The sequence below is a fragment of the Brevibacillus sp. FW306-2-1A-C05A genome (assembly GCF_058781555.1).
The window spans coordinates 44,431-62,468 of the sequence record NZ_JBYSWV010000016.1 but is presented as its reverse complement, the minus strand read 5'-3'; the positions used below and the strand labels follow the sequence as shown (position 1 = coordinate 62,468).

Annotated in this window: 16 protein-coding genes; 15 read left to right on the top strand and 1 reads right to left on the bottom strand. The window is 57.2% G+C overall.

Annotation, left to right across the window (positions count from 1 at the left end; genetic code table 11):
• The first annotated feature begins 26 nt into the window (after window positions 1-26).
• From AC3WJN_RS12080 to AC3WJN_RS12035, 10 genes are all read left to right on the top strand, one after another.
• Window positions 27-1,586, top strand: coding sequence for an ATP-binding protein (locus AC3WJN_RS12080; protein WP_007785786.1), 1,560 nt, complete (start codon window positions 27-29; stop codon window positions 1,584-1,586).
• Window positions 1,586-2,344 carry a response regulator gene (locus AC3WJN_RS12075; RefSeq protein WP_007785784.1) on the top strand — a complete coding sequence of 253 codons (759 nt, stop codon included), beginning with the start codon at window positions 1,586-1,588 and terminating at the stop codon, window positions 2,342-2,344. The genes AC3WJN_RS12080 and AC3WJN_RS12075 overlap by 1 nt, the downstream gene beginning before the upstream one ends.
• On the top strand, window positions 2,341-3,711 hold the full coding sequence (locus tag AC3WJN_RS12070; protein ID WP_005832034.1) for a sigma-54 interaction domain-containing protein: 1,371 nt from the start codon (window positions 2,341-2,343) through the stop codon (window positions 3,709-3,711). The genes AC3WJN_RS12075 and AC3WJN_RS12070 overlap by 4 nt, the downstream gene beginning before the upstream one ends.
• Before the next feature lie 231 nt (window positions 3,712-3,942).
• Window positions 3,943-4,872: a S66 peptidase family protein gene (locus AC3WJN_RS12065; protein ID WP_007785781.1), complete on the top strand. Its 930-nt coding sequence runs from the start codon at window positions 3,943-3,945 to the stop codon at window positions 4,870-4,872.
• 16 nt (window positions 4,873-4,888) lie between these two features.
• Window positions 4,889-6,076 carry a M20 metallopeptidase family protein gene (locus tag AC3WJN_RS12060; RefSeq protein WP_492329273.1) on the top strand — a complete coding sequence of 396 codons (1,188 nt, stop codon included), beginning with the start codon at window positions 4,889-4,891 and terminating at the stop codon, window positions 6,074-6,076.
• A 113-nt stretch (window positions 6,077-6,189) separates the two neighbouring features.
• A complete protein-coding gene (locus AC3WJN_RS12055) occupies window positions 6,190-6,642 on the top strand; it encodes a Dps family protein (protein ID WP_007785779.1) in 453 nt (150 codons plus the stop codon).
• A gap of 22 nt (window positions 6,643-6,664) precedes the next feature.
• A complete protein-coding gene (locus AC3WJN_RS12050) occupies window positions 6,665-7,330 on the top strand; it encodes an RNA polymerase sigma factor (protein WP_005832038.1) in 666 nt (221 codons plus the stop codon).
• Window positions 7,321-8,298, top strand: a complete 978-nt coding sequence (locus AC3WJN_RS12045) for a hypothetical protein (protein WP_310670343.1) — start codon at window positions 7,321-7,323, stop codon at window positions 8,296-8,298. Before AC3WJN_RS12050 ends, AC3WJN_RS12045 begins: the two co-directional genes overlap by 10 nt.
• Window positions 8,299-8,467: 169 nt before the next feature.
• Window positions 8,468-9,400, top strand: a complete 933-nt coding sequence (gene coaA / locus AC3WJN_RS12040; RefSeq protein WP_005832040.1) for a type I pantothenate kinase — start codon at window positions 8,468-8,470, stop codon at window positions 9,398-9,400.
• A gap of 22 nt (window positions 9,401-9,422) precedes the next feature.
• Window positions 9,423-9,863: a 2-thiouracil desulfurase family protein gene (locus tag AC3WJN_RS12035; RefSeq protein WP_005832041.1), complete on the top strand. Its 441-nt coding sequence runs from the start codon at window positions 9,423-9,425 to the stop codon at window positions 9,861-9,863.
• Window positions 9,864-10,516: 653 nt separating this feature from the next.
• Here AC3WJN_RS12035 and AC3WJN_RS12030 read toward each other — a convergent pair.
• A complete protein-coding gene (locus AC3WJN_RS12030) occupies window positions 10,517-11,386 on the bottom strand; it encodes a LysR family transcriptional regulator (RefSeq protein WP_007782867.1) in 870 nt (289 codons plus the stop codon).
• A gap of 145 nt (window positions 11,387-11,531) precedes the next feature.
• On the opposite strand from AC3WJN_RS12030, the gene AC3WJN_RS12025 reads away from it, so the two are divergent.
• From AC3WJN_RS12025 to AC3WJN_RS12005, 5 genes are all read left to right on the top strand, one after another.
• Window positions 11,532-12,824 (top strand): NCS2 family permease, encoded by a 1,293-nt coding sequence (locus AC3WJN_RS12025; RefSeq protein ID WP_007782864.1) that lies wholly within the window; start codon window positions 11,532-11,534, stop codon window positions 12,822-12,824.
• Between the two features lie 82 nt (window positions 12,825-12,906).
• Entirely contained in the window at window positions 12,907-14,313 is a 1,407-nt protein-coding gene (locus AC3WJN_RS12020; protein WP_007782860.1) for a competence protein CoiA, read from the top strand.
• A 135-nt stretch (window positions 14,314-14,448) separates the two neighbouring features.
• Complete coding sequence (locus tag AC3WJN_RS12015; protein WP_007782858.1) at window positions 14,449-15,234, top strand: ABC transporter ATP-binding protein; 786 nt, start codon at window positions 14,449-14,451, stop codon at window positions 15,232-15,234.
• Window positions 15,231-17,153 carry an AMP-binding protein gene (locus AC3WJN_RS12010; RefSeq protein ID WP_007782855.1) on the top strand — a complete coding sequence of 641 codons (1,923 nt, stop codon included), beginning with the start codon at window positions 15,231-15,233 and terminating at the stop codon, window positions 17,151-17,153. Before AC3WJN_RS12015 ends, AC3WJN_RS12010 begins: the two co-directional genes overlap by 4 nt.
• Entirely contained in the window at window positions 17,153-18,037 is an 885-nt protein-coding gene (locus AC3WJN_RS12005) for a branched-chain amino acid ABC transporter permease (protein ID WP_005832048.1), read from the top strand. Before AC3WJN_RS12010 ends, AC3WJN_RS12005 begins: the two co-directional genes overlap by 1 nt.
• Window position 18,038 lies beyond the last annotated feature (1 nt).

The window sequence follows — 18,038 nt, the reverse complement described above, 5'->3', positions numbered from 1 at the left end:
AACAGTTAACGATCAAATGGAAGATTATGCTGCTTTCGGTGGGAATCGTGCTGTTCTCTCTGGTTATTGGGCTGCTGATTATTGTGGGAGGCATGATTCGGGTCACGGAAAATCAGCTTGGCCAACGGCTGATGACGATCGCCCGCACTGTCGCCCAGATTCCGCTGGTGCAGGAAAGCATCCAGGAGCCGGACGGCTGGCGGCAGATCAACCCGACGGCGCACAAGCTGAGAGTCGTCAATGACGTGACGTACATCGTCGTCTTGAATATGGAGCGGGTGCGCTACTCCGACCCGCTGGACGAGCGGATCGGCACCGTGTTCGAGGATGCGGCTGTCGAGGAGGCGTATTCCGAGCACTCCTATTTGCAAAAGGTGAAAGGGGACATGGGCACGGCGCTTCGCGCTTACGTGCCGATCATGGACGAGCAGCACCAGCAGGTCGGGGTGGTGCTGGTGGGCCGGGTGATGCCCGGCACGTGGGAGGTCATGAAAAGCGAGCGCGGCAACATCGCGCTGACGCTGATTCTCTCGCTTTTGGTCGGCGTCTGGGGCAGCTATTTGCTGGCTCGCCACATCAAAAAGCAGATGCTCGATCTGGAGCCGGAGCAGATCGCGCGCATCCTGGTCGAGCGGACGGCAACCTTCCACGCCATGCACGAAGGGGTCATCGCCATCGACAACCGGGAGCACATCACGATTTTCAACGATCGGGCCAAGCAAATTTTCGGGATCGAGGGAGACGTATTGGGAAAATCCATTCGCTCGGTACTGCCCGACACCCGCTTGCCCGAGGTGCTGGAACTGCGGCAAAACTTTACGAACACCGAACTGCACGTAGGCAATGCCTTGCTCTGGTCCAACCGCTTTTTGGTTAAAGTCGAGGACAAGATCGTCGGCGCCCTCGCCATCTTCCAGGACAGGACAGAGGTTGCGCGGATGGCGGAGGAACTGACAGGGGTCAAGGAGTTTGTCGGCGCCCTCCGCGTCCAAAACCACGAGCACATGAACAAGCTGCACACGATCGCGGGCTTGCTGCAGCTCAACCAATACGACAAGGCGCTCGCCTACCTGTTCGAGATCAACGAGGAGCAGGAGGAACTGACGTCTTTTCTGACGACGCGGATCATGGATGAAAACTTGTCCGGGCTGTTGATCGGCAAGGTCAGTCGCGGCAAGGAACTGGGCATTCGCGTGGTCATCGACAGGATGAGCCACCTGGAAAAATTTCCACCCTACATGGACCACCACAACTTCGTGCTCATTTTGGGCAATCTGATCGAAAATGCATTTGACTCGCTGGAGCAGTGCGAGCGTGCGGACAAGGAGATTACGATCAGCATCGAGCAGGATGAAGAGGTGTGCTCGATTCTCGTGGAGGACAACGGGATCGGGATGGACGAAGAGACGCGCGAGAAGATGCTGGAAAGAGGCTTCTCCACCAAAAGCCGGGCGAACCGCGGACTCGGTCTGCACCTGGTGCATCAACTGGTGCGAAAAGGAAGGGGCGAGCTGGTCTGCCATTCCCGGCCGGGAGCAGGAGCGAGCTTCATGATTACATTCCCGATGAAGGAGGTGGACGAATAGTGGAGACGGACAGCATTCGCGTACTGGTAGTGGAAGACGATCCGATGGTGCAGGAGATCAACAAGCAGTTTATCGAGCGCGTGCCAGGCTTCACCGTCGTCGGGATGGCGGCGAACGGGGCCGACGGCGTGCGGATGGTGCAGGAGCTGGGGCCGGACTTGGTCATCATGGACATTTTCATGCCGATTCAGGACGGGGTCAAAGCGCTCGCGGAGCTGCGCGCGGCCGGTCAGGACGTCGATGTCATCGTGGTGACCGCGGCCAAGGACAAGGCGACGATTCAGGCGATGCTGCGCGGCGGCGCGATGGACTACATCATCAAGCCGTTCGCGTTTGACCGGATGAAAAAGTCGCTGGAAACCTACCGCGAGTTTCGCCAGAAGATCGAACAGGCAGGGGCGGCTTCGCAGGATGAGGTAGACCAGCTTTTGTTTCGCGGGGCGTCAGAGCGCGAAGAGGAACAGGCTCGCTCGGCTTCGGCAGGCACAGGCAGCAAGCTGAGTCCGCTGCCAAAAGGGCTACACGCAGTGACGTTAGAGCAGATCATTCGCCAGCTCGACAACGAGGACCAGGCGCTGTCGGCGGAAGATGTGGCGGAGCGGGTAGGCATCGCCAGGGTGACGGCGAGGCGCTATCTGGACTACCTGGAGAAGGCCGGGATGGTGAGAATCGACGTCAGCTACGGCGGAGTCGGCAGGCCGACGAATCGCTACGTGCGCGTCGACGAGCATGAGACAGGGGGTGGCAGGCGGGCATGATCGACTTTGAAGCCATATTGGACGGGCTGTTTGACATCGTTCACGTGACGGATGAAAAAGGACGGACACTGTATTGCTCCGGGCGCTACGAAGAGTTTTTCGGGATCGATCCGCAGGAAATGATCGGCAAGCCGATTGAGGAATTTTACCATCTGGGCTATTTTTCCCCGACGATTACGATGCGCGTCATTCGCGATCGGAAAAAGGTGCACACGATCCAGACGACCCGGAAAAAACGCCGGCTGCTGGTCGAGGGCACCCCGCTCTGGGACGCGGACGGCAACTTTTGCGGAGTCGTCAACACGTCGATTGACATTACCGACCACGAGCAGTTGCAGCAGGAGCAAAATGAGCGCAAGTACGTCGGCGGCCTTTTGCAAAGCGAAATGACAAAGGAGAACAGCAGGCGAAAAGGCAAAATCAGTCTCGTCTACCGCAGCCAGTCGATGGAGCAGGTCACCGCGCTGGCGGAAAAGCTGGCGCAGGTCGAGTCGTCCATGATTTTACTGGGAGAATCGGGCGTCGGCAAAGGCGTGCTCGCGAAGTACATCCACGAGTGCAGCCCGCGCGCAGACAAGCCGTTCGTCCACATCAACTGCGGAGCGATCCCGGAGACGTTGCTGGAATCGGAGCTGTTCGGGTACGAAAAAGGAGCGTTTACCGGAGCGGACAAGGACGGCAAAGCGGGCCTGATCGAAAAGGCGAACGGCGGCACGCTGTTTTTGGACGAGATCGGAGAGATGCCGCTCGCCTTGCAGGTGAAGCTGCTCAACGTCTTGCAGGAAAAAACGATTACGCCCGTAGGCAGCGCCGTTCCGCGCAAGGTCGATGTGAAGCTGATTACCGCCACCAACCAAAACTTGCGGCAAATGGTCAAAGAGGGCAGGTTTCGCGAAGATTTGTACTACCGGATTCACGTCGTGCCGCTGGAAATTCCGCCGCTGCGGGAACGCCGCGAGGAAATTCCGGTGCTCGTCCATTATTTCCTGGGCGTTTTTTGCGAAAAGTACTGTCTGGATCGGCAGCTTTCCGACGCCTGCTTCCGGATTCTCGCGGAATACGATTGGCCAGGCAATGTGCGCGAATTGGAAAATGTAGTGGAGCGGCTCGTGGTGACCGCCCCTGACGTCCTCATTACGCCGACGCAAATCCCCCGGTACATCCACAGCCACGAGGATAGCGCCTTGGGCGGCATCAAGGTCGAGCGGGTGATGCAGATGCAGGAGGCGATGGAGGAAGTCGAACGGCAGTTGCTGCAGCGCGCCTACGAGCAGCACAAGACGACGACAAAAGTAGCGGAAGCGCTCGGCATCAGCCAGCCATCCGCCAGCCGGAAGCTGAGAAAGTGGGTATTCACAGGTGAATAATCGCTATTCGCGCGTGAATAGCATGCAGGATGGTTCCTGCGCGAATGGGCGGTGCTTGTATGCGGCCGTGAATAGCCGCTGTACATACAGGGAGCGGGCAGCTTGTTGGCATTGTTTTTGCAATATTGAAAAAGTCATGAACGGATGAGGGAACGCATACGTGTGTGCAAAAGCTGCTTGCGCAAGGGCCGCTGTGGACAGATGGACAATTGATAAAGGGAGACGTGTCGGATGAATAAAGGAAAAGCATTGCGGGCAGGAGATACAATCGGGCTGGTCGCCACTTCCAGTCCCGCTACGGAAGAGGTGCTGGGCAAGGCAGTGGCCGCGATCATGGAGATGGGCTTCAAGGTAAAGGTCGGGCAGACGTGCTATGAGACGTACGGCGGCTATTTGGCGGGCACCCCGGAGCAACGGGCAGGCGAGCTGAACGCGATGTTTGCCGACGACGAGGTGGACGGCATCATGTGCATGCGCGGCGGTTACGGGTCCCCGCAAATTTTGCCGCTGCTCGATTACGACCTCATTGCGCAAAATCCGAAGCTGTTTGTCGGGTACAGCGACATTACTGCGCTGCACGCCGCTTTTGGACAGGTATCGCATCTGGCGACCTTGCACGGGCCAATGGCGACCTCGGATATTGCGCACGGCCTGGACGACTGGACCAGGCAGTATTTGCTGCGGGCGCTGACCCGGCCTGAGCCGCTCGGGCCGATCATCAACCCGCCGGGAGAGGACATTCTCTGTCTCGTGGAAGGGCAGGCGTACGGCCCGATTGTCGGCGGAAACCTCGCTTTGATCGCCACGCTAATGGGCACGCCGTATCAGGTGGATACCCGCGGCAAAATCCTGTTTCTGGAAGACATTGACGAGGAGCCGTATCGCGTAGATCGCATGCTGACACAGCTTGCGCTCGGCGGCCTGTTCGCCGATTGCGCAGGCATCGTCATCGGCACGTGGACCAACTGCGAGCCGAAGAAGCGCGAAGGCTTTTCCGTCTGGGACGTGTTCCAAAACATCGTCGTGCCTTACGGAAAGCCGACGATCTGGAACGTGCAGATCGGGCACGGCTCTTACAATATGGCGCTGCCCTTCGGCGTCGAGGCTACGCTTGACGCGACTTCAAGAATACTCGCGGTAGAGGAGAGTGTGACCGTATGAGTCCCGGACAAAACGACTGGATCATGCAGCAAGCGCAGGAGCTTGGCTGAGGGCAGTTCGCCGCGATTTTCATCAATTTCCCGAGTTTGGGCTGGAGGAGTTTCGCACACAGGAAAAAATTAGCGCCTACTTGAACGAGTTGGGGATTCCGCATGCAAAAGTGGCGGGCACAGGTGTCGTCGGACTGATTGAAGGCGCACGGCCAGGAGCTGTCGTCGGGCTGCGCGGCGACATGGACGCGCTGCCGATTGTAGAGGAAAACGCCGTGGAGTACCGCTCGCAAATCGCCGGACGGATGCACGCCTGCGGCCACGATGCCCACATGACGTGCCTGCTCGGTGCGGCGCGGCTGCTCGCGGCGCAGAAGCAGCAACTGTCCGGCAGCGTGAAGCTGTTTTTCCAGCCTGCGGAAGAGACGGTGGGCGGGGCGCTGCCGATGATCCGCGAAGGCGTGCTCGACAACCCGCGCGTGGAAGCGGTTTTTGGCTTGCACGTATCGCCTGAGCTGGCTGTCGGTAGCATCGCGGTCAAGTACGGACAGATGAATGCGGCCTCTGACGATGTGCACATTGTCGTCCGCGGGGAAAACGGGCACGGAGCCTACCCGCACAACGGCAAGGACGCAATCGTGATCGCGGCTCACGTCATTACCGCCCTGCAGACGATCATCAGCCGCAACGTCGACCCGCGCGACTCGGCGGTGCTTTCGCTTGGCATGATCGCTGGCGGGACGGCAAGCAACATCATCGCCTCGGAAGTGAAGCTGACCGGAACGATCCGGACGCTGGACAAAAAGGTGCGGGCAATGGTGAAAGAGCGCGTGCGCGAGGTAGCCGAACTGACGGCGAAAAGTCTCGGCGGCTCGGCAGAGGTGGCGTTCGAGGAAGGCTACACCTCGCTCATCAACGACAACGCTATGGTCGACCTGGTGAAAAAGTGCGGCGAAGAACTGCTCGGAAGAGAGCGGGTCAAGGTGAACGAGCTGCCGAGCCTGGGCGTGGAAGATTTCGCCTTTTTCGCGGAGCATGTCCCGAGCGCCTTTTACCACCTCGGGGTGCGCAATGAGGAAGCAGGCTTCGTCTATCCTGTTCACCATCCGCGCTTTGACCTCGATGAGCGTAGCCTGGTGATCGGCACAGCGATGCAGACGTACAACGCGATCACCTTTTTGCAGGAGCGGGCGGCCAGCTTGCAGGAAAAATAACGCAGGCTTCTCACACGCCGTTTTTCAAGGCAGGGTCCGGGTATAGGATGAGGCGAGCGGCGGAACACTACAGACGCTGTATCTTTTTCATCAGAGAAAGGAGCGTCCTTTTCATGAGCATGACGATAAGTCGGCCCGTCACCGATGTCTTAAATAAACAGGTTGCCAACTGGTCTGTGATGTATGTGAAACTGCACCATTTCCACTGGTATGTAAAAGGTCCGCACTTCTTTACGCTCCACGCCAAGTTCGAGGAACTGTACAACGAGGCGGCGACATATGTGGACGATCTGGCGGAGCGGCTGCTTGCCGTCGGCGGCCAGCCTGTCTCGACCATGAAGGCCTGTATCGAGCAGGCTTCGATCAAGGAAGCGGCTTCTGGCGAGACAGCCGAGCAGATGGTGCAGGCGGTCGTGAACGACTTTACGACGTTGATCGGCGAGCTGAAGGAAGGGATCGTCGCCGCAGAGGCAGCCGATGACGAAGCGACGGGCGACATGTTTTTGGGAATGAGCGAAAGCCTGCAAAAGCATGTGTGGATGCTGCAGGCGTATTTGGGAAAATAAGCGCAAGCAGGAGAGCAAGCTGATGCCGTCGGTGTCAGCTTGCTTTTTTATCCAGATAAGAATTTGTGGATTCGCCAAAAAACGTGTAAGAAAATGCGGGCTGCGGTATCTAAATGCTGAAAGGGAGGGGAGGACGCTGAGAGACAAAGAACTGCTGCCGTCGCTCTCGATTCTTCGCACGACAGTCGACGTCTCGCTGGAAGCGATCATGGACGCTCATCTGTACCGGATTTACCGTCTCTGCTGCTGGCTTGTCCAGGACAGGCAGGTCGCAGAAGATATTGCCCAGGAAGTGTTTTTGCGCGCGTACCAGCACCTGCCGCGCTTTCGCGGAGAGAGCAAAATCGAGACGTGGCTGTATCGGATTGCGGTAAATGAGTGCAAACGCTACATGCGCTCGTGGTCGTTTCGGCATTTGCTGTATCAGGCGGAACCGGCTGTGCCTGGCTTTTCCGGGCTGGAAGAGGAAGTGCTGCAAAAAGAAGAGTGGCGCCAACTGGCAGGCTGTATGGCGAAGCTTTCGTATCGTCATCGGCAAATGCTGGTTCTCCACTACTACGAAGAACTAAGCGCGGAAGAGATCGCGGCGGTTCTCGGCATATCGCCCGGCGCTGTCTACACCCGTTTGCACCGCGCGCGCGAAAAGCTGAAAAAGCTGTTGCTAAAGGAGGGAGAACCGTGGACGTAGAAAAAGGATTGCGCCAATTGGCAACAGTCGAACGGCAAGCGTGGAAGCTCGACGACGAGCGGAAGGCACGCATGGAGCAGAACATTCTCGCACAGGCAAAAAGACGGAAAAGCGCGCTCCCGCGAATCGGAGGGGCGGTTGCTGCCGGAATCGTGCTGGCGGTCACGGTCGGCGTCGGCCTTCAGGTTGGTGTGAGCAATCAAGGGGGCAAACATCCATTGGAAGCGCCCTATGGCGAAGCGGTACTCAGTCAGCGCGCGGCTCAGCTAATCGAGATCATGGCCTTGTACGGCGGAGTACACGCAGCGAAAATTTCCGCTTCTCCGTTGGCGGGAGTTTTTGCCGAGGCGCAGGAAGCCGTTCTGTTGGAGGAACCGTACAGGAAGGTGCACATCCTCTTTTTTCCGGAAGGGTACCGGGCCGATCAAATCAAGATCGTGGAGGACTTCACTCGCCCGAAGGAGGTCACTTATACGTTTCAGGGGGCGAAGCTGCGGGAGGATCTCCTGCCGCTTTCGGCGAGCGGCCCGACGTATTTGTATGCGGTCAAAAACGTCCTGTTTCTGACCAACAGCTTGTCGCTGCATGCGGACGTGAAATTTGCGCTGGACCGCGAGCAGCGGCATGAACAGTTTTTGCAAAGCTTCGGGCTGTCGCTGTCGGCGTATGCGTACCTCCACGATTACAAGCAAAACGCGATCTATACAGACATGGGGTGGAAGCAAGACGCGCTGAAACAGATCAGGTTGCTTTCCCGCCAGCCGATGGTGGAGCGCGGAACGGCCTACAAGGGCAGTATTCCTGCCGTCTTTTTGAAAAAAGACGAGCCAGTGGCTGTCGTCATATACAATGACGGGCTGGGAAGCAACCACCTTGCCAAATATCGCTGGGACGAGCAGGCGCAAAAGTGGGAGCTGGAAGAAAAAAAGCGCATGCCCGCAACAGGTCCGGCAGCGACGGCGACGTAACAGCGAGGCGGGATTTTCCGTGGGTGCGCATCTGTTTTCCATAAACAAAGAAGGTGCTGTGGCTCTATTTGGGACATCCCTCTTGTTCCCAAGAGAGGCATGCTAGTGTAAACTTACCTTGTGATGAAACAAAGAAAGCACTTTCATGATGGAAAGGATGTACATTCCCATGGCATCACCCTACGTTACGTTTAATCGCGAGCAGTGGAGAGCGCTGCGGGCCTCCACACCGCTTACCATATCAGACGAAGAGCTCGCCTGTTTGCAGGGGTTGAACGAAAATATATCCATGACTGAAGTGACCGATATTTACTTGCCGCTGTCCCGGCTGCTGAATTTGTACGTCGGCGGCATGCAGGAGCTGTATCAGGCGACGCATACGTTTTTGGGCAACCAGGACGGCAAGGTGCCGTTTATCATCGGGATCGCCGGAAGCGTGGCGGTCGGAAAAAGCACGACAGCGCGTATTTTGCAGACGCTTTTGTCGCGCTGGCCGAATCATCCCAAGGTCGATCTGGTGACGACGGACGGCTTTTTGTATCCGAACCGCGTCTTGGAAGAACGGGGGATCATGAAGCGCAAAGGCTTCCCGGAAAGCTACGACCTGCGCCGCTTTATCAACTTTTTGGCCGATGTGAAGTCCGGTCTTCCCGAGGTCAAGGCCCCGGTCTACTCCCACCTCGTCTATGACATCGTGCCAGGGGAATGGCAGACTGTCCGCCAGCCCGACATCCTGATCGTGGAAGGCTTGAACGTGCTCCAGCCGCCAAAAGGCGACGAGCCGCACATTTCCGAGGTGATCGTCTCCGACTTTTTCGATTTTTCGATTTACGTGCACGCCGAGGAAAAAGATATTTTGCAATGGTACGTGGAGCGGTTCAAGCTGCTGCGCCAGACGGCATTTTCCGATCCGAACTCGTATTTCCGGCGCTACGCGAGCCTGTCTGACGAGGAAGCGACAGAGGTGGCGACAGGCATCTGGACGGAGATCAACGGAGCCAACTTGGTGCAAAACATTTTGCCGACGCGCGTCCGTGCCCAGTTGATTTTGAACAAGGGACAGGACCACATGGTGCAAAGCGTCAAGCTGCGCAAGCTGTAAACACATGGGAGGGGGATCGCTTGTGAAAATGATTAGCGCTTGCCTGATCGGCTGCGAATGCCGCTACGACCAAAAATCGTGTCTGGACAAGGAACTGGAGCAGTTGCTACGGGACGGCAAAGTAATCCCTGTCTGTCCGGAGCAGTTGGGCGGCTTGCCTACTCCGCGTCCGCCAGCGGAGATTGTCGGGGGAGACGGAAACGACGTGCTGGATGGGCGGGCAAAAATTATCGACCAGACAGGCTGTGACGTGACGGCTGAATTTGTGGCGGGCGCTTATCAGGCGCTGAGGCTGGCGCAAACGGTCGGGGCGACGTCTGCCATCCTGAAAGAAAACAGCCCGTCCTGTGGCAGCTCGTTCGTGTACGACGGCCAGTTTTCCGGGAAAAAGGTGCCGGGAGCTGGCGTGACGGCGGCGCTGTTTCGCAGACACGGCATAGAGGTGAAGTCGGAGCGGAACTAGCTTAGCGCATTGGAAAACTTGGCTGCGCCAAGCCATCGGCGCAGCCTTGGTTGCCCTTGTACTCACCCACGCATCCCCAGCCGAAAAGCAGAGGAAAAGAAAGAACCCGCCGCAAAGCAATAGCGCCGTTTTTCGGAAGCGAAGCTGCGAATAGTAGGGGCGGAAAATAAGGGCAGAGAGCAGGAAATAGACGATATTGGCGAGGAAAAAGACTAGCTCTTGTTCCCCGTGAAGCAAGCGGTGCACTTCGTTTTGCAGCTTTATCCATGTGGACTCGGTGCTCTCGGCAGGAATCAGCCGCTCCCGAACGTAGTCAGGGCCGGAAACCGTATGGTATGCTACAACATTTCCTGCCCGATCCCGTTCGTATTCGATTTTGTACATGACGTCGGAAAAGAGCGACTTCGTGTAAACCAGCTCATCGGTGGCAAAGTGGTGGCGCTCCTTTGCGTTTTCCCAGACGATGAACCAACTGAAAAAGAGCGCGATCACTACCGTCAATTGCCAGTATGATTTTGGTTGTACGCGTACTTTTGGTGTGCTTTGCAAATTCGATCATGCCTTTTTTGTGGTTTTTTACAAATTATACCACAAAAACCCGTGCGCGTAGCAGATGGCTGTGCGCACGGGTTTTTGTTTCGGTTTCTACTCGTTTACGAAAACGTCTCGATAAACCGCTTGGCAGCCTTGGACAAGTGTCGGCCCGACTGCCAGACGACAGCGGCAGACGAGTAAATGGACGTCCCGGCAAGCCTGATTCCGCGGATTTGTTCGCTCTTGTGCGTCTCCCAGGCGGAAATCGGGACGATGGACGAGCCGACGGAAGCGGCGACCATGCTGACGATCAGCGAGATGTCCGGGCATTCGCAGATGACGTGCGGCGCAACGCCAAGGCGCGAAAACTCTTTGACGATCAGGTCGTAAATGCCAAGGCCGGGCAGGCTGGGCATGATGAGCGGAAGCTTGGCGATTTCCCGCATGTGAATCTCGGTGCGGTCCGCATACGGCGAGCTTGCGGGGACGATCAGGACGAACGCCTCTTCCTCCAGCGGAATCATCGTGCAGTTGTTGAGCGAGTGGGGCAGGCGCACGATCGCGACCTCGATGGTGCGTCGCTCCAGCCACTGGTTGAGCAGTTGGGTATCGCCCTTCCAGACTTTGTAGGTAATGAGCGGATATTTTTGCTGAAACAGGCGAATCTGCTCCGGCAGACGGTAGGCGGACAAGGCGCTCACCCCGATGGACAGCGTCCCGCGAATGCCTTCGCCCGTTTCTTTTACTTCGGAGAGCGCTTCCTCCATCTGGTGGACGATGTTGAGCGCCTGGCGGTACAAGGTAAGCCCGGCTTCGGTCAGCTCCATCCGCTTCCCGGAGCGCTCCACGAGCGTGACGCCCAGCTCGTCCTCCATTTGCTTGAGCTGCTGGCTCAAAGGAGGCTGGGCCATGTTCAGCCGTTTCGCCGCCCCTGTAATTTGGCCTTCCTCCGCGATGGCGATAAAGTAGCGCAATTGCCGTATATCCACGTGTCATCCTTCTTTCGTTTTGCTCAACTATATGATTTCGATATGAAAATCAGATTTACTCGATATTTTTCATATTGTTGTTGCTATGATAGCATATGTTTCAGCAAAACATCGAGAGACGACGAAAGAAGGAAGGGAAATAGACGTGCGTACGTGGCTGGATAAGCTGTTTCACTTGCGCGCTTGCGACACGACGTTTCAACGGGAGCTGATCGCCGGATTTATCGGCTTTGTCACCATTGTCTACATTGTTGCCGTAAACGCTTCGATTTTGCAGGATGCCGGAATCCCGATGGAGGCAGGGATTTTGGCGACTGTTCTGACCGCTTTTATCGGATCGCTGTTAATGGCCTTCTGGGCGAATGCCCCGATCATCCTCGTCCCCGGCATGGGGATTAATGCGCTGTTCACCTATACGCTCTGCCAGTCGATGGGCCTCACCTGGCAGGAAGCGCTGGCGGCTGTATTCGTTTCCGGCCTGATCTTTACCGTCATCGCCTTTACCCGCGCGGCGGCGATTTTGTCCAATGCGATTCCCGCTTCGCTGAAGGAAGCGATTACGGTAGGCATCGGCTTGTTTTTGACCTTTATCGGGCTGCAAAAAGGCGGCCTGATCGTCACCAATCCGTCCACATTCGTCGCGCTGGGCGATTTGTCCAGCCCGCATGTGCTCGTGACGTTGGTAACGCTCCTCCTCACGCTGATCCTGTTTGTGCGCAATGTCCCCGGCAACTTCCTGATCGGGATTGCGGCTGGTACGGGACTTGGCTTTTTGTTCGGGATCGTCGAGCCGGGGACAGGAGAGACGTTTTCGTTTGCGCAGTACGGACAAGTATTGGGCGGCATGTCGTTTTCCGCCATCTGGACCTTGCCGTTCTGGATCGCGACCTTTTCGCTTGCGCTGGTGATCGTGTTTGAAAACATCGGCTTGCTGCACGGGCATACGGCGATGATCGGCCAGCCGCAAAAGTTCCGCCGCTCGCTGCAAGCAAATGCTTTGTCGGCGGCTATCTCCGGCATCCTGGGAACGAGTCCGACCGTATCCACGGTAGAGACGGCAGCCGGAATCGCGGCAGGTGGGCGGACCGGGCTGACCACGCTCGTCACCGGGACGCTTCTGTTGTTCTCGCTCGGCCTGATTCCGGTGGTGAAAATGATTCCGGACGGCGCGGTTGCGCCTGTGCTCATCATCATCGGGGCACTGATGCTGCAAAATGTGCAAAACATCAATCTGAAAGACTTTTCGGAGGGCTTCCCCGCCTTTTTGATTATCGCGATCATTCCGCTGTCCTACAGCATCGTGGACGGCATCGCTTTCGGCTTCGTGGCGTACCCGCTGATGAAGCTCGCGCTGGGCAAGCGCCGGGAAGTGCCTGCCTTGCTGTACGTCATCGCCGGGTTGTTTTTGCTCAATCTGATGCTGCCTGTATTCACGTAAGGAAGAGATACCCCGACTTTCCGTTGGGGTATTTTTTTGTCCTTCTGCCTTCTGGTACGGTATGGCCGAGGGGGAATGGACAGTGAGACAGTGTGTGCACGGAGAGGGCTTTTCGGTTGATCCGCAGACGCATTCGCCGGAGTTGCTGCGGACATGGTCCGGCAAGCAGTTGTTTTGTCAACAGTGTGGGGCGAAAGTGATCTTTCGGCGCGGACAGCGCGTGGCTCCGCACTTCGCCCATGTAGCGAGCAGTTGCTGTGACGCTGGTGAGCCGGAGACAGCCGAGCACAAGGCGGGAAAACAACTGCTGGTGGAGTGGGTCCGGGAGCTGTATCCCGCGAATCACACGCGTCAGGAAGCGTATTTGGAAGAGATCGGGCAGCGCGCAGATGTTTTGACGATTTTCCCGAACGGACAGCGGCTTTGTATCGAATACCAATGCTCACGGATCGAGGACAAGGCATTGCGCAAACGGATCGAGGGATATGACCAGGCGCAGATCGCGCAAATCTGGATCATCGGGAAAAGCGTCTTTGCGAGCCGGTCTGTCAATCGCTTTCGGCTGCAAGCCTGGGAGAAAACGATTTGGGAGCGGCAGCGCCTGCTGTGCCTGCTCGATCCGCTCGGGAGGAAGCGCCTGGACGTGCTCCTGGATTTGGCAGCAGTGGCGGGAGCGAAGACGCTGTTTTCCTGCAAGCGCAGGGCGGAGTGGGAGCTTTCGCGGTTGAAGCTCACGCCGGAAGCGCAGCTTTTGCAGGCAGACGATGCCCCGCTGGCGGCGGAAAAGAAGCGACAAAGCCCGCAGGCCCAAAAAACATCCCGGCGCAGGGCAACAAGGGAAAAGGCGGCGCTGGCACATAAAAAAACGGAACGCGAGCGAGAGCGCGAGTTTTTGGCCCACCCGTTGCGAAAGTTCGCGCTGGCGAGAGTGGGCGACTATCTTTCGCATCCGCTGTTCAACCAGAAGCTGGAGGGCGACCAACTGTTTGTCATCGACCATCGCCTGTGGCAAAGCTATCTGTTTTTGACGGAAATTCACAAGGTCTATCAAAGGAAGGCTGTATTTGCCACCGGAACGGAAATTCCCCGGCTCTTTATCAAGCACATTTTGACGAAGGATGACCGCTTTTTCGAGCGGCCGTTTCGCAGCGTAGTGACCAGGTACGTCGACCAGCGGCTGGCGCAAACGATCCGTCGCCCGAACGAGCGAGAGTCGCCTGGCAAAGCGGTTCACGAGCTGGTGTACGAGTACTTTTGCCGCCTGGAGGCGCTTGGCTTTTTGCGAAATACAACGCCAAACAAAGAGCGCATTTCGGCGAGCGGTATGCTGTACGGAAGGTTTGACGTGCTGTTTGACCGTTTTTGTCCCGACTTGTTCGGCCATACGGAGCGGGAACTGGTCGCCTTTTTTCGGCAGCACGACCTTTGCTATCTGAAGGGAAGGTGGTTTGACAAAAAGCAAACGCGGAAAACGCCGCTGGATGTATAGGGAGAAAGAATGGAAAATCAATTAGATTGAAAATAAAGAAAATTTTAAAAATTTAAGAAGGGCTTTGCGGTACAAGCAACGAATGTAATGTTTACATCCAGCATATACATTGCGAAAAAGAAGGGGGGATTTCAGATGGCGTTGCTTGAGGTAGACCGGCTGTCGCTGCAGTTTGGCGGGGTAGCAGCGTTGTCGGAGGTGAGTTTTCACGTGGAAAAGGGCGAGATTTTTGCCCTCATCGGGCCGAACGGAGCAGGCAAGACGAGCATGCTCAACTGCATCAGCGGCCTGTACAAACCGACCTCTGGCACCATCCGCTTCCAGGGCGAGCCGATTCTTGCGCTTCCTCCCTACAAGCGGGCGGAAAAAGGCATTGCGCGCGCCTTTCAAAACATCGAGTTGTTCAAACATATGACTGTTTTGGACAACATCATGCTGGGCAGGCACGTGCGGATGCGGGCCGGGCTTTTGTCGTGCGGATTTTACTGGGGGAAGGCACAGCAGGAAGAGATCGAACATCGGCGGGCTGTGGAGGAGATCATCTCGTTTCTCGAGATTGAGTCCATTCGGCACAAGCCAGTGGGCACTTTGTCGTACGGCCTGCAAAAACGCGTGGAAGTCGGGCGAGCGCTCGCTCTGTTTCCGGAGCTGCTGTTGCTCGACGAGCCGATGGCGGGGATGAACAGCGAAGAAAAAGAAGATATGGCGCGGTTTATTCTCGATATTCACGAGGAGCGGGGCACGACGATGATCTTGATCGAGCACGACATGGGCGTAGTCATGGAGCTGTCTCAGCACATTGCCGTACTGGACTTCGGCAAATGCATCGCTTTTGGCACGCCGGAACAGATTCAGACCGACCCGCAAGTGATCGAGGCGTATTTGGGGCAGGAAGGGACAAAAGAGGGGAGGAGCGCATGAAGCTGAAGACCATTCCGCAATATTTGCTGGCAAGGGGAGTGCAGTGGCCGAACAAGACAGCCATGCGCCAAAAAAAGCTGGGCATCTGGCAGGAGCTGACCTGGAGGCAACTGTCGGAAGAAGTGAAAGCGCTGTCAAGTGGGCTTAGAGAGCTGGGCTTTTCGCGCGGCGACAAGCTGGCGATCATCGGGGACAACCGTCCGGAGTGGGTGATGGCCGAGGCAGCCGCGCAAGCGCTCGGGGGCGTATCCGTCGGCTTGTACCAGGATTCGCTGCCAAAAGAGATCGCCTACATTTTGAACCACTCCGATGCAAAAATCGTCGTAGTCGAGGATCAGGAGCAGGTCGACAAGCTGCTGGAAATTGCCGACGAGCTGCCGTTTGTGCAAAAAATCGTGTTTTACAAGGACAAAGGGATGCGCGGCTACGATCACCCGCTGCTCTCCCCGTTTCGCGACGTCCAGCAGCTTGGGAGGCAATGCGCTTATTACGCATCAGGCGAGTGGGAGCGGGAGGTTGAGCAGGGAAGCGTGGAGGACATCGCGATATTGTGCTATACCGCCGGAACGACCGGACCGCCAAAAGGGGCGATGCTGTCGCACCGCAATCTGCTGCACATGACGGAGAGCCTGTTTTCCATCGACCCTGTGGACGTGTCCGACGAGTACGTCTCGTTTTTGCCGCTGGCCTGGATCGGGGAGCAGATGATGAGCGTCTCCGGCGCGTTTCTCGCAGGCTACACGGTCAACTTCCCGGAGGATACGTCTACGGTACAGGCGGATTTGCGCGAGATTGGCCCGCACCTGATTTTTTCCCCGCCGAGAATATGGGAGGACATGGTGTCGCGCGTCCAGGTCAAGTTGCAGGACGCGGGCTGGTTGAAGCGCTCGGTGTACGAATGGTTCCGTCCGTACGGCGAAGCGAAGGCGCAGGCCGCGATCACGGGCGGGCGGCTGACAGTCTGGCAGCGCGTGATGTACGCGCTCGGAGACTATCTCGTCTTTTCCGCGATCAAGGATCATCTGGGGCTTTTGCGCATCAAGCGCGCCTATACGGGAGGCGCCGCGCTGGGAGCAGACGTCTCCCGGTTTTTTCAGAGCCTTGGGGTCAATCTGAAGCAAATATACGGGCAGACGGAAGTGTCCGGGATCGCCGCCGTTCACCGCGACGGTAAAATCAGGCCGGATACGGTCGGCGAACCGCTCCCGGGGACGGAGATCAACGTCTCGGACAAAGGGGAAATCTGGATCAAAAGCCCGAGCGTTTTTGCGGGCTACTATAAAAATGAGCGGGCGACGGAAGCGGTGCTGGTAGGCGGCTGGCTGCGGACAGGAGACGTCGGCTACACAGACGAGAGCGGACAGTTGGTCGTGCTCGACCGTTTGCAGGATGTGATCCGCTTGGACAACGACGAGCTGGTGTCTCCGCAGTTGATCGAAAACAAGCTGAAATTCAGCCCCTATATCAAGGAGGTGATGGCGATTGGCACGGATCGCCCGTATGTGACGGCGATTCTCAATATCGACATGGCGAATGTCGGCCGCTATGCCGAGCTGAATCAGGTCGCCTACACGACGTACAGCGACCTGGCGCAAAAGCAGGAGGTGCTGCTGCTCATTCGCCGCGAAGTCGAGCGGATGAACAGCGAGCTTGCGGAAAAGGAAAAAGTGAAGCGGTTTGTGCTGCTCCACAAGGAACTGGATGCGGATGACGAAGAGCTGACGCGGACGAAAAAAGTGCGGCGGAGCTACGTCGCAGACAAGTACGAAGCGGTAATTGACGGCATGTACAGCGATTTGAACGCGGTCTGGGTAGAGGGCGCGGTCCGCTACCGAGATGGTCGGGAAACAGCCGTCCGCACGCAACTGAAAATCGTCGATGTGGACGCGCCGCTGGCGTCGGATGGGGAGGTGGCGTAATGGATATGTTTTGGCAACTGCTGGTCATGGGGCTGGCGGTAGGGAGCATTTACGGCTTGATCGCGCTCGGATTTGTCCTCATTTACAAATCGAGTGACGCGATCAACTTCGCGCAGGGCGAGTTCGTGCTGGTCGGCTCGTACGTCTGCCTGACGCTGATTACTTCCTACCAGATACCGTTTTTGCCCGCCTTGCTGCTGACGCTCGTCTTCAGCGCGGTGCTCGGCTGGGCGGTGGAGCGCGTCGTCTTGCGGCCGTTCATCGGCGTGCCCGTCATCTCCATGATTATGGCGACGATCGGTCTGTCCAGTGTCATGGCGGGGATCGTCCACCTGTTCTGGGGGACGGATACACGGGTGTTTCCGGCGATTTTTCCTGTGCAGCCGCTTGCGCTCGGTGGCGTAGTCGTCCCACAAGTGTACGTCTGGTCGCTGGTTACCGTACTCATTTTGCTCGGGTTGTTTACGTTGTTTTTCAAGTTTTCCAAGCTCGGAATCGCCATGCGCGCAACGGCGGACGATCAGCAGGCAGCTCTCTCCATGGGGATCAGCGTAAAAGTGATTTTTGCCGTCACTTGGGCGATTTCCGCGATTGTCTCGTCAGTCGGCGGCGTACTGCTCGGCAATATTAATGGGGTCAACTCCTCGCTGGCGCTGATCGGGCTGAAGGTGCTGCCAGTAGCTTTGCTCGGCGGACTGGACAGCATTCCCGGCGCGATTGTCGGCGGCTTTATCATCGGCGTGCTGGAGACGCTGGCGGGCGGGTACCTCGATCCGATTTTGGGCGGCGGGGTCAAGGAAGTGTTGCCGTTTGTTGTACTCGTGCTGATTCTCATGTTCAAGCCGTACGGGTTGTTTGGCAAACGTGAGATTGAAAGGGTGTGAG

What these genes read in the sequence shown, in the direction of transcription:
- AC3WJN_RS12080 (WP_007785786.1), top strand. Translation starts at nt 27, where the DNA reads ATGCTGCTTTCGGTGGGAATCGTGCTGTTCTCTCTGGTTATTGGGCTG.
- AC3WJN_RS12070 (WP_005832034.1), top strand. Translation starts at nt 2,341, where the DNA reads ATGATCGACTTTGAAGCCATATTGGACGGGCTGTTTGACATCGTTCAC.
- AC3WJN_RS12065 (WP_007785781.1), top strand. Translation starts at nt 3,943, where the DNA reads ATGAATAAAGGAAAAGCATTGCGGGCAGGAGATACAATCGGGCTGGTC.
- AC3WJN_RS12055 (WP_007785779.1), top strand. Translation starts at nt 6,190, where the DNA reads ATGAGCATGACGATAAGTCGGCCCGTCACCGATGTCTTAAATAAACAG.
- AC3WJN_RS12050 (WP_005832038.1), top strand. Translation starts at nt 6,665, where the DNA reads ATGCCGTCGGTGTCAGCTTGCTTTTTTATCCAGATAAGAATTTGTGGA.
- coaA (WP_005832040.1), top strand. Translation starts at nt 8,468, where the DNA reads ATGGCATCACCCTACGTTACGTTTAATCGCGAGCAGTGGAGAGCGCTG.
- AC3WJN_RS12015 (WP_007782858.1), top strand. Translation starts at nt 14,449, where the DNA reads ATGGCGTTGCTTGAGGTAGACCGGCTGTCGCTGCAGTTTGGCGGGGTA.
- AC3WJN_RS12010 (WP_007782855.1), top strand. Translation starts at nt 15,231, where the DNA reads ATGAAGCTGAAGACCATTCCGCAATATTTGCTGGCAAGGGGAGTGCAG.
- AC3WJN_RS12005 (WP_005832048.1), top strand. Translation starts at nt 17,153, where the DNA reads ATGGATATGTTTTGGCAACTGCTGGTCATGGGGCTGGCGGTAGGGAGC.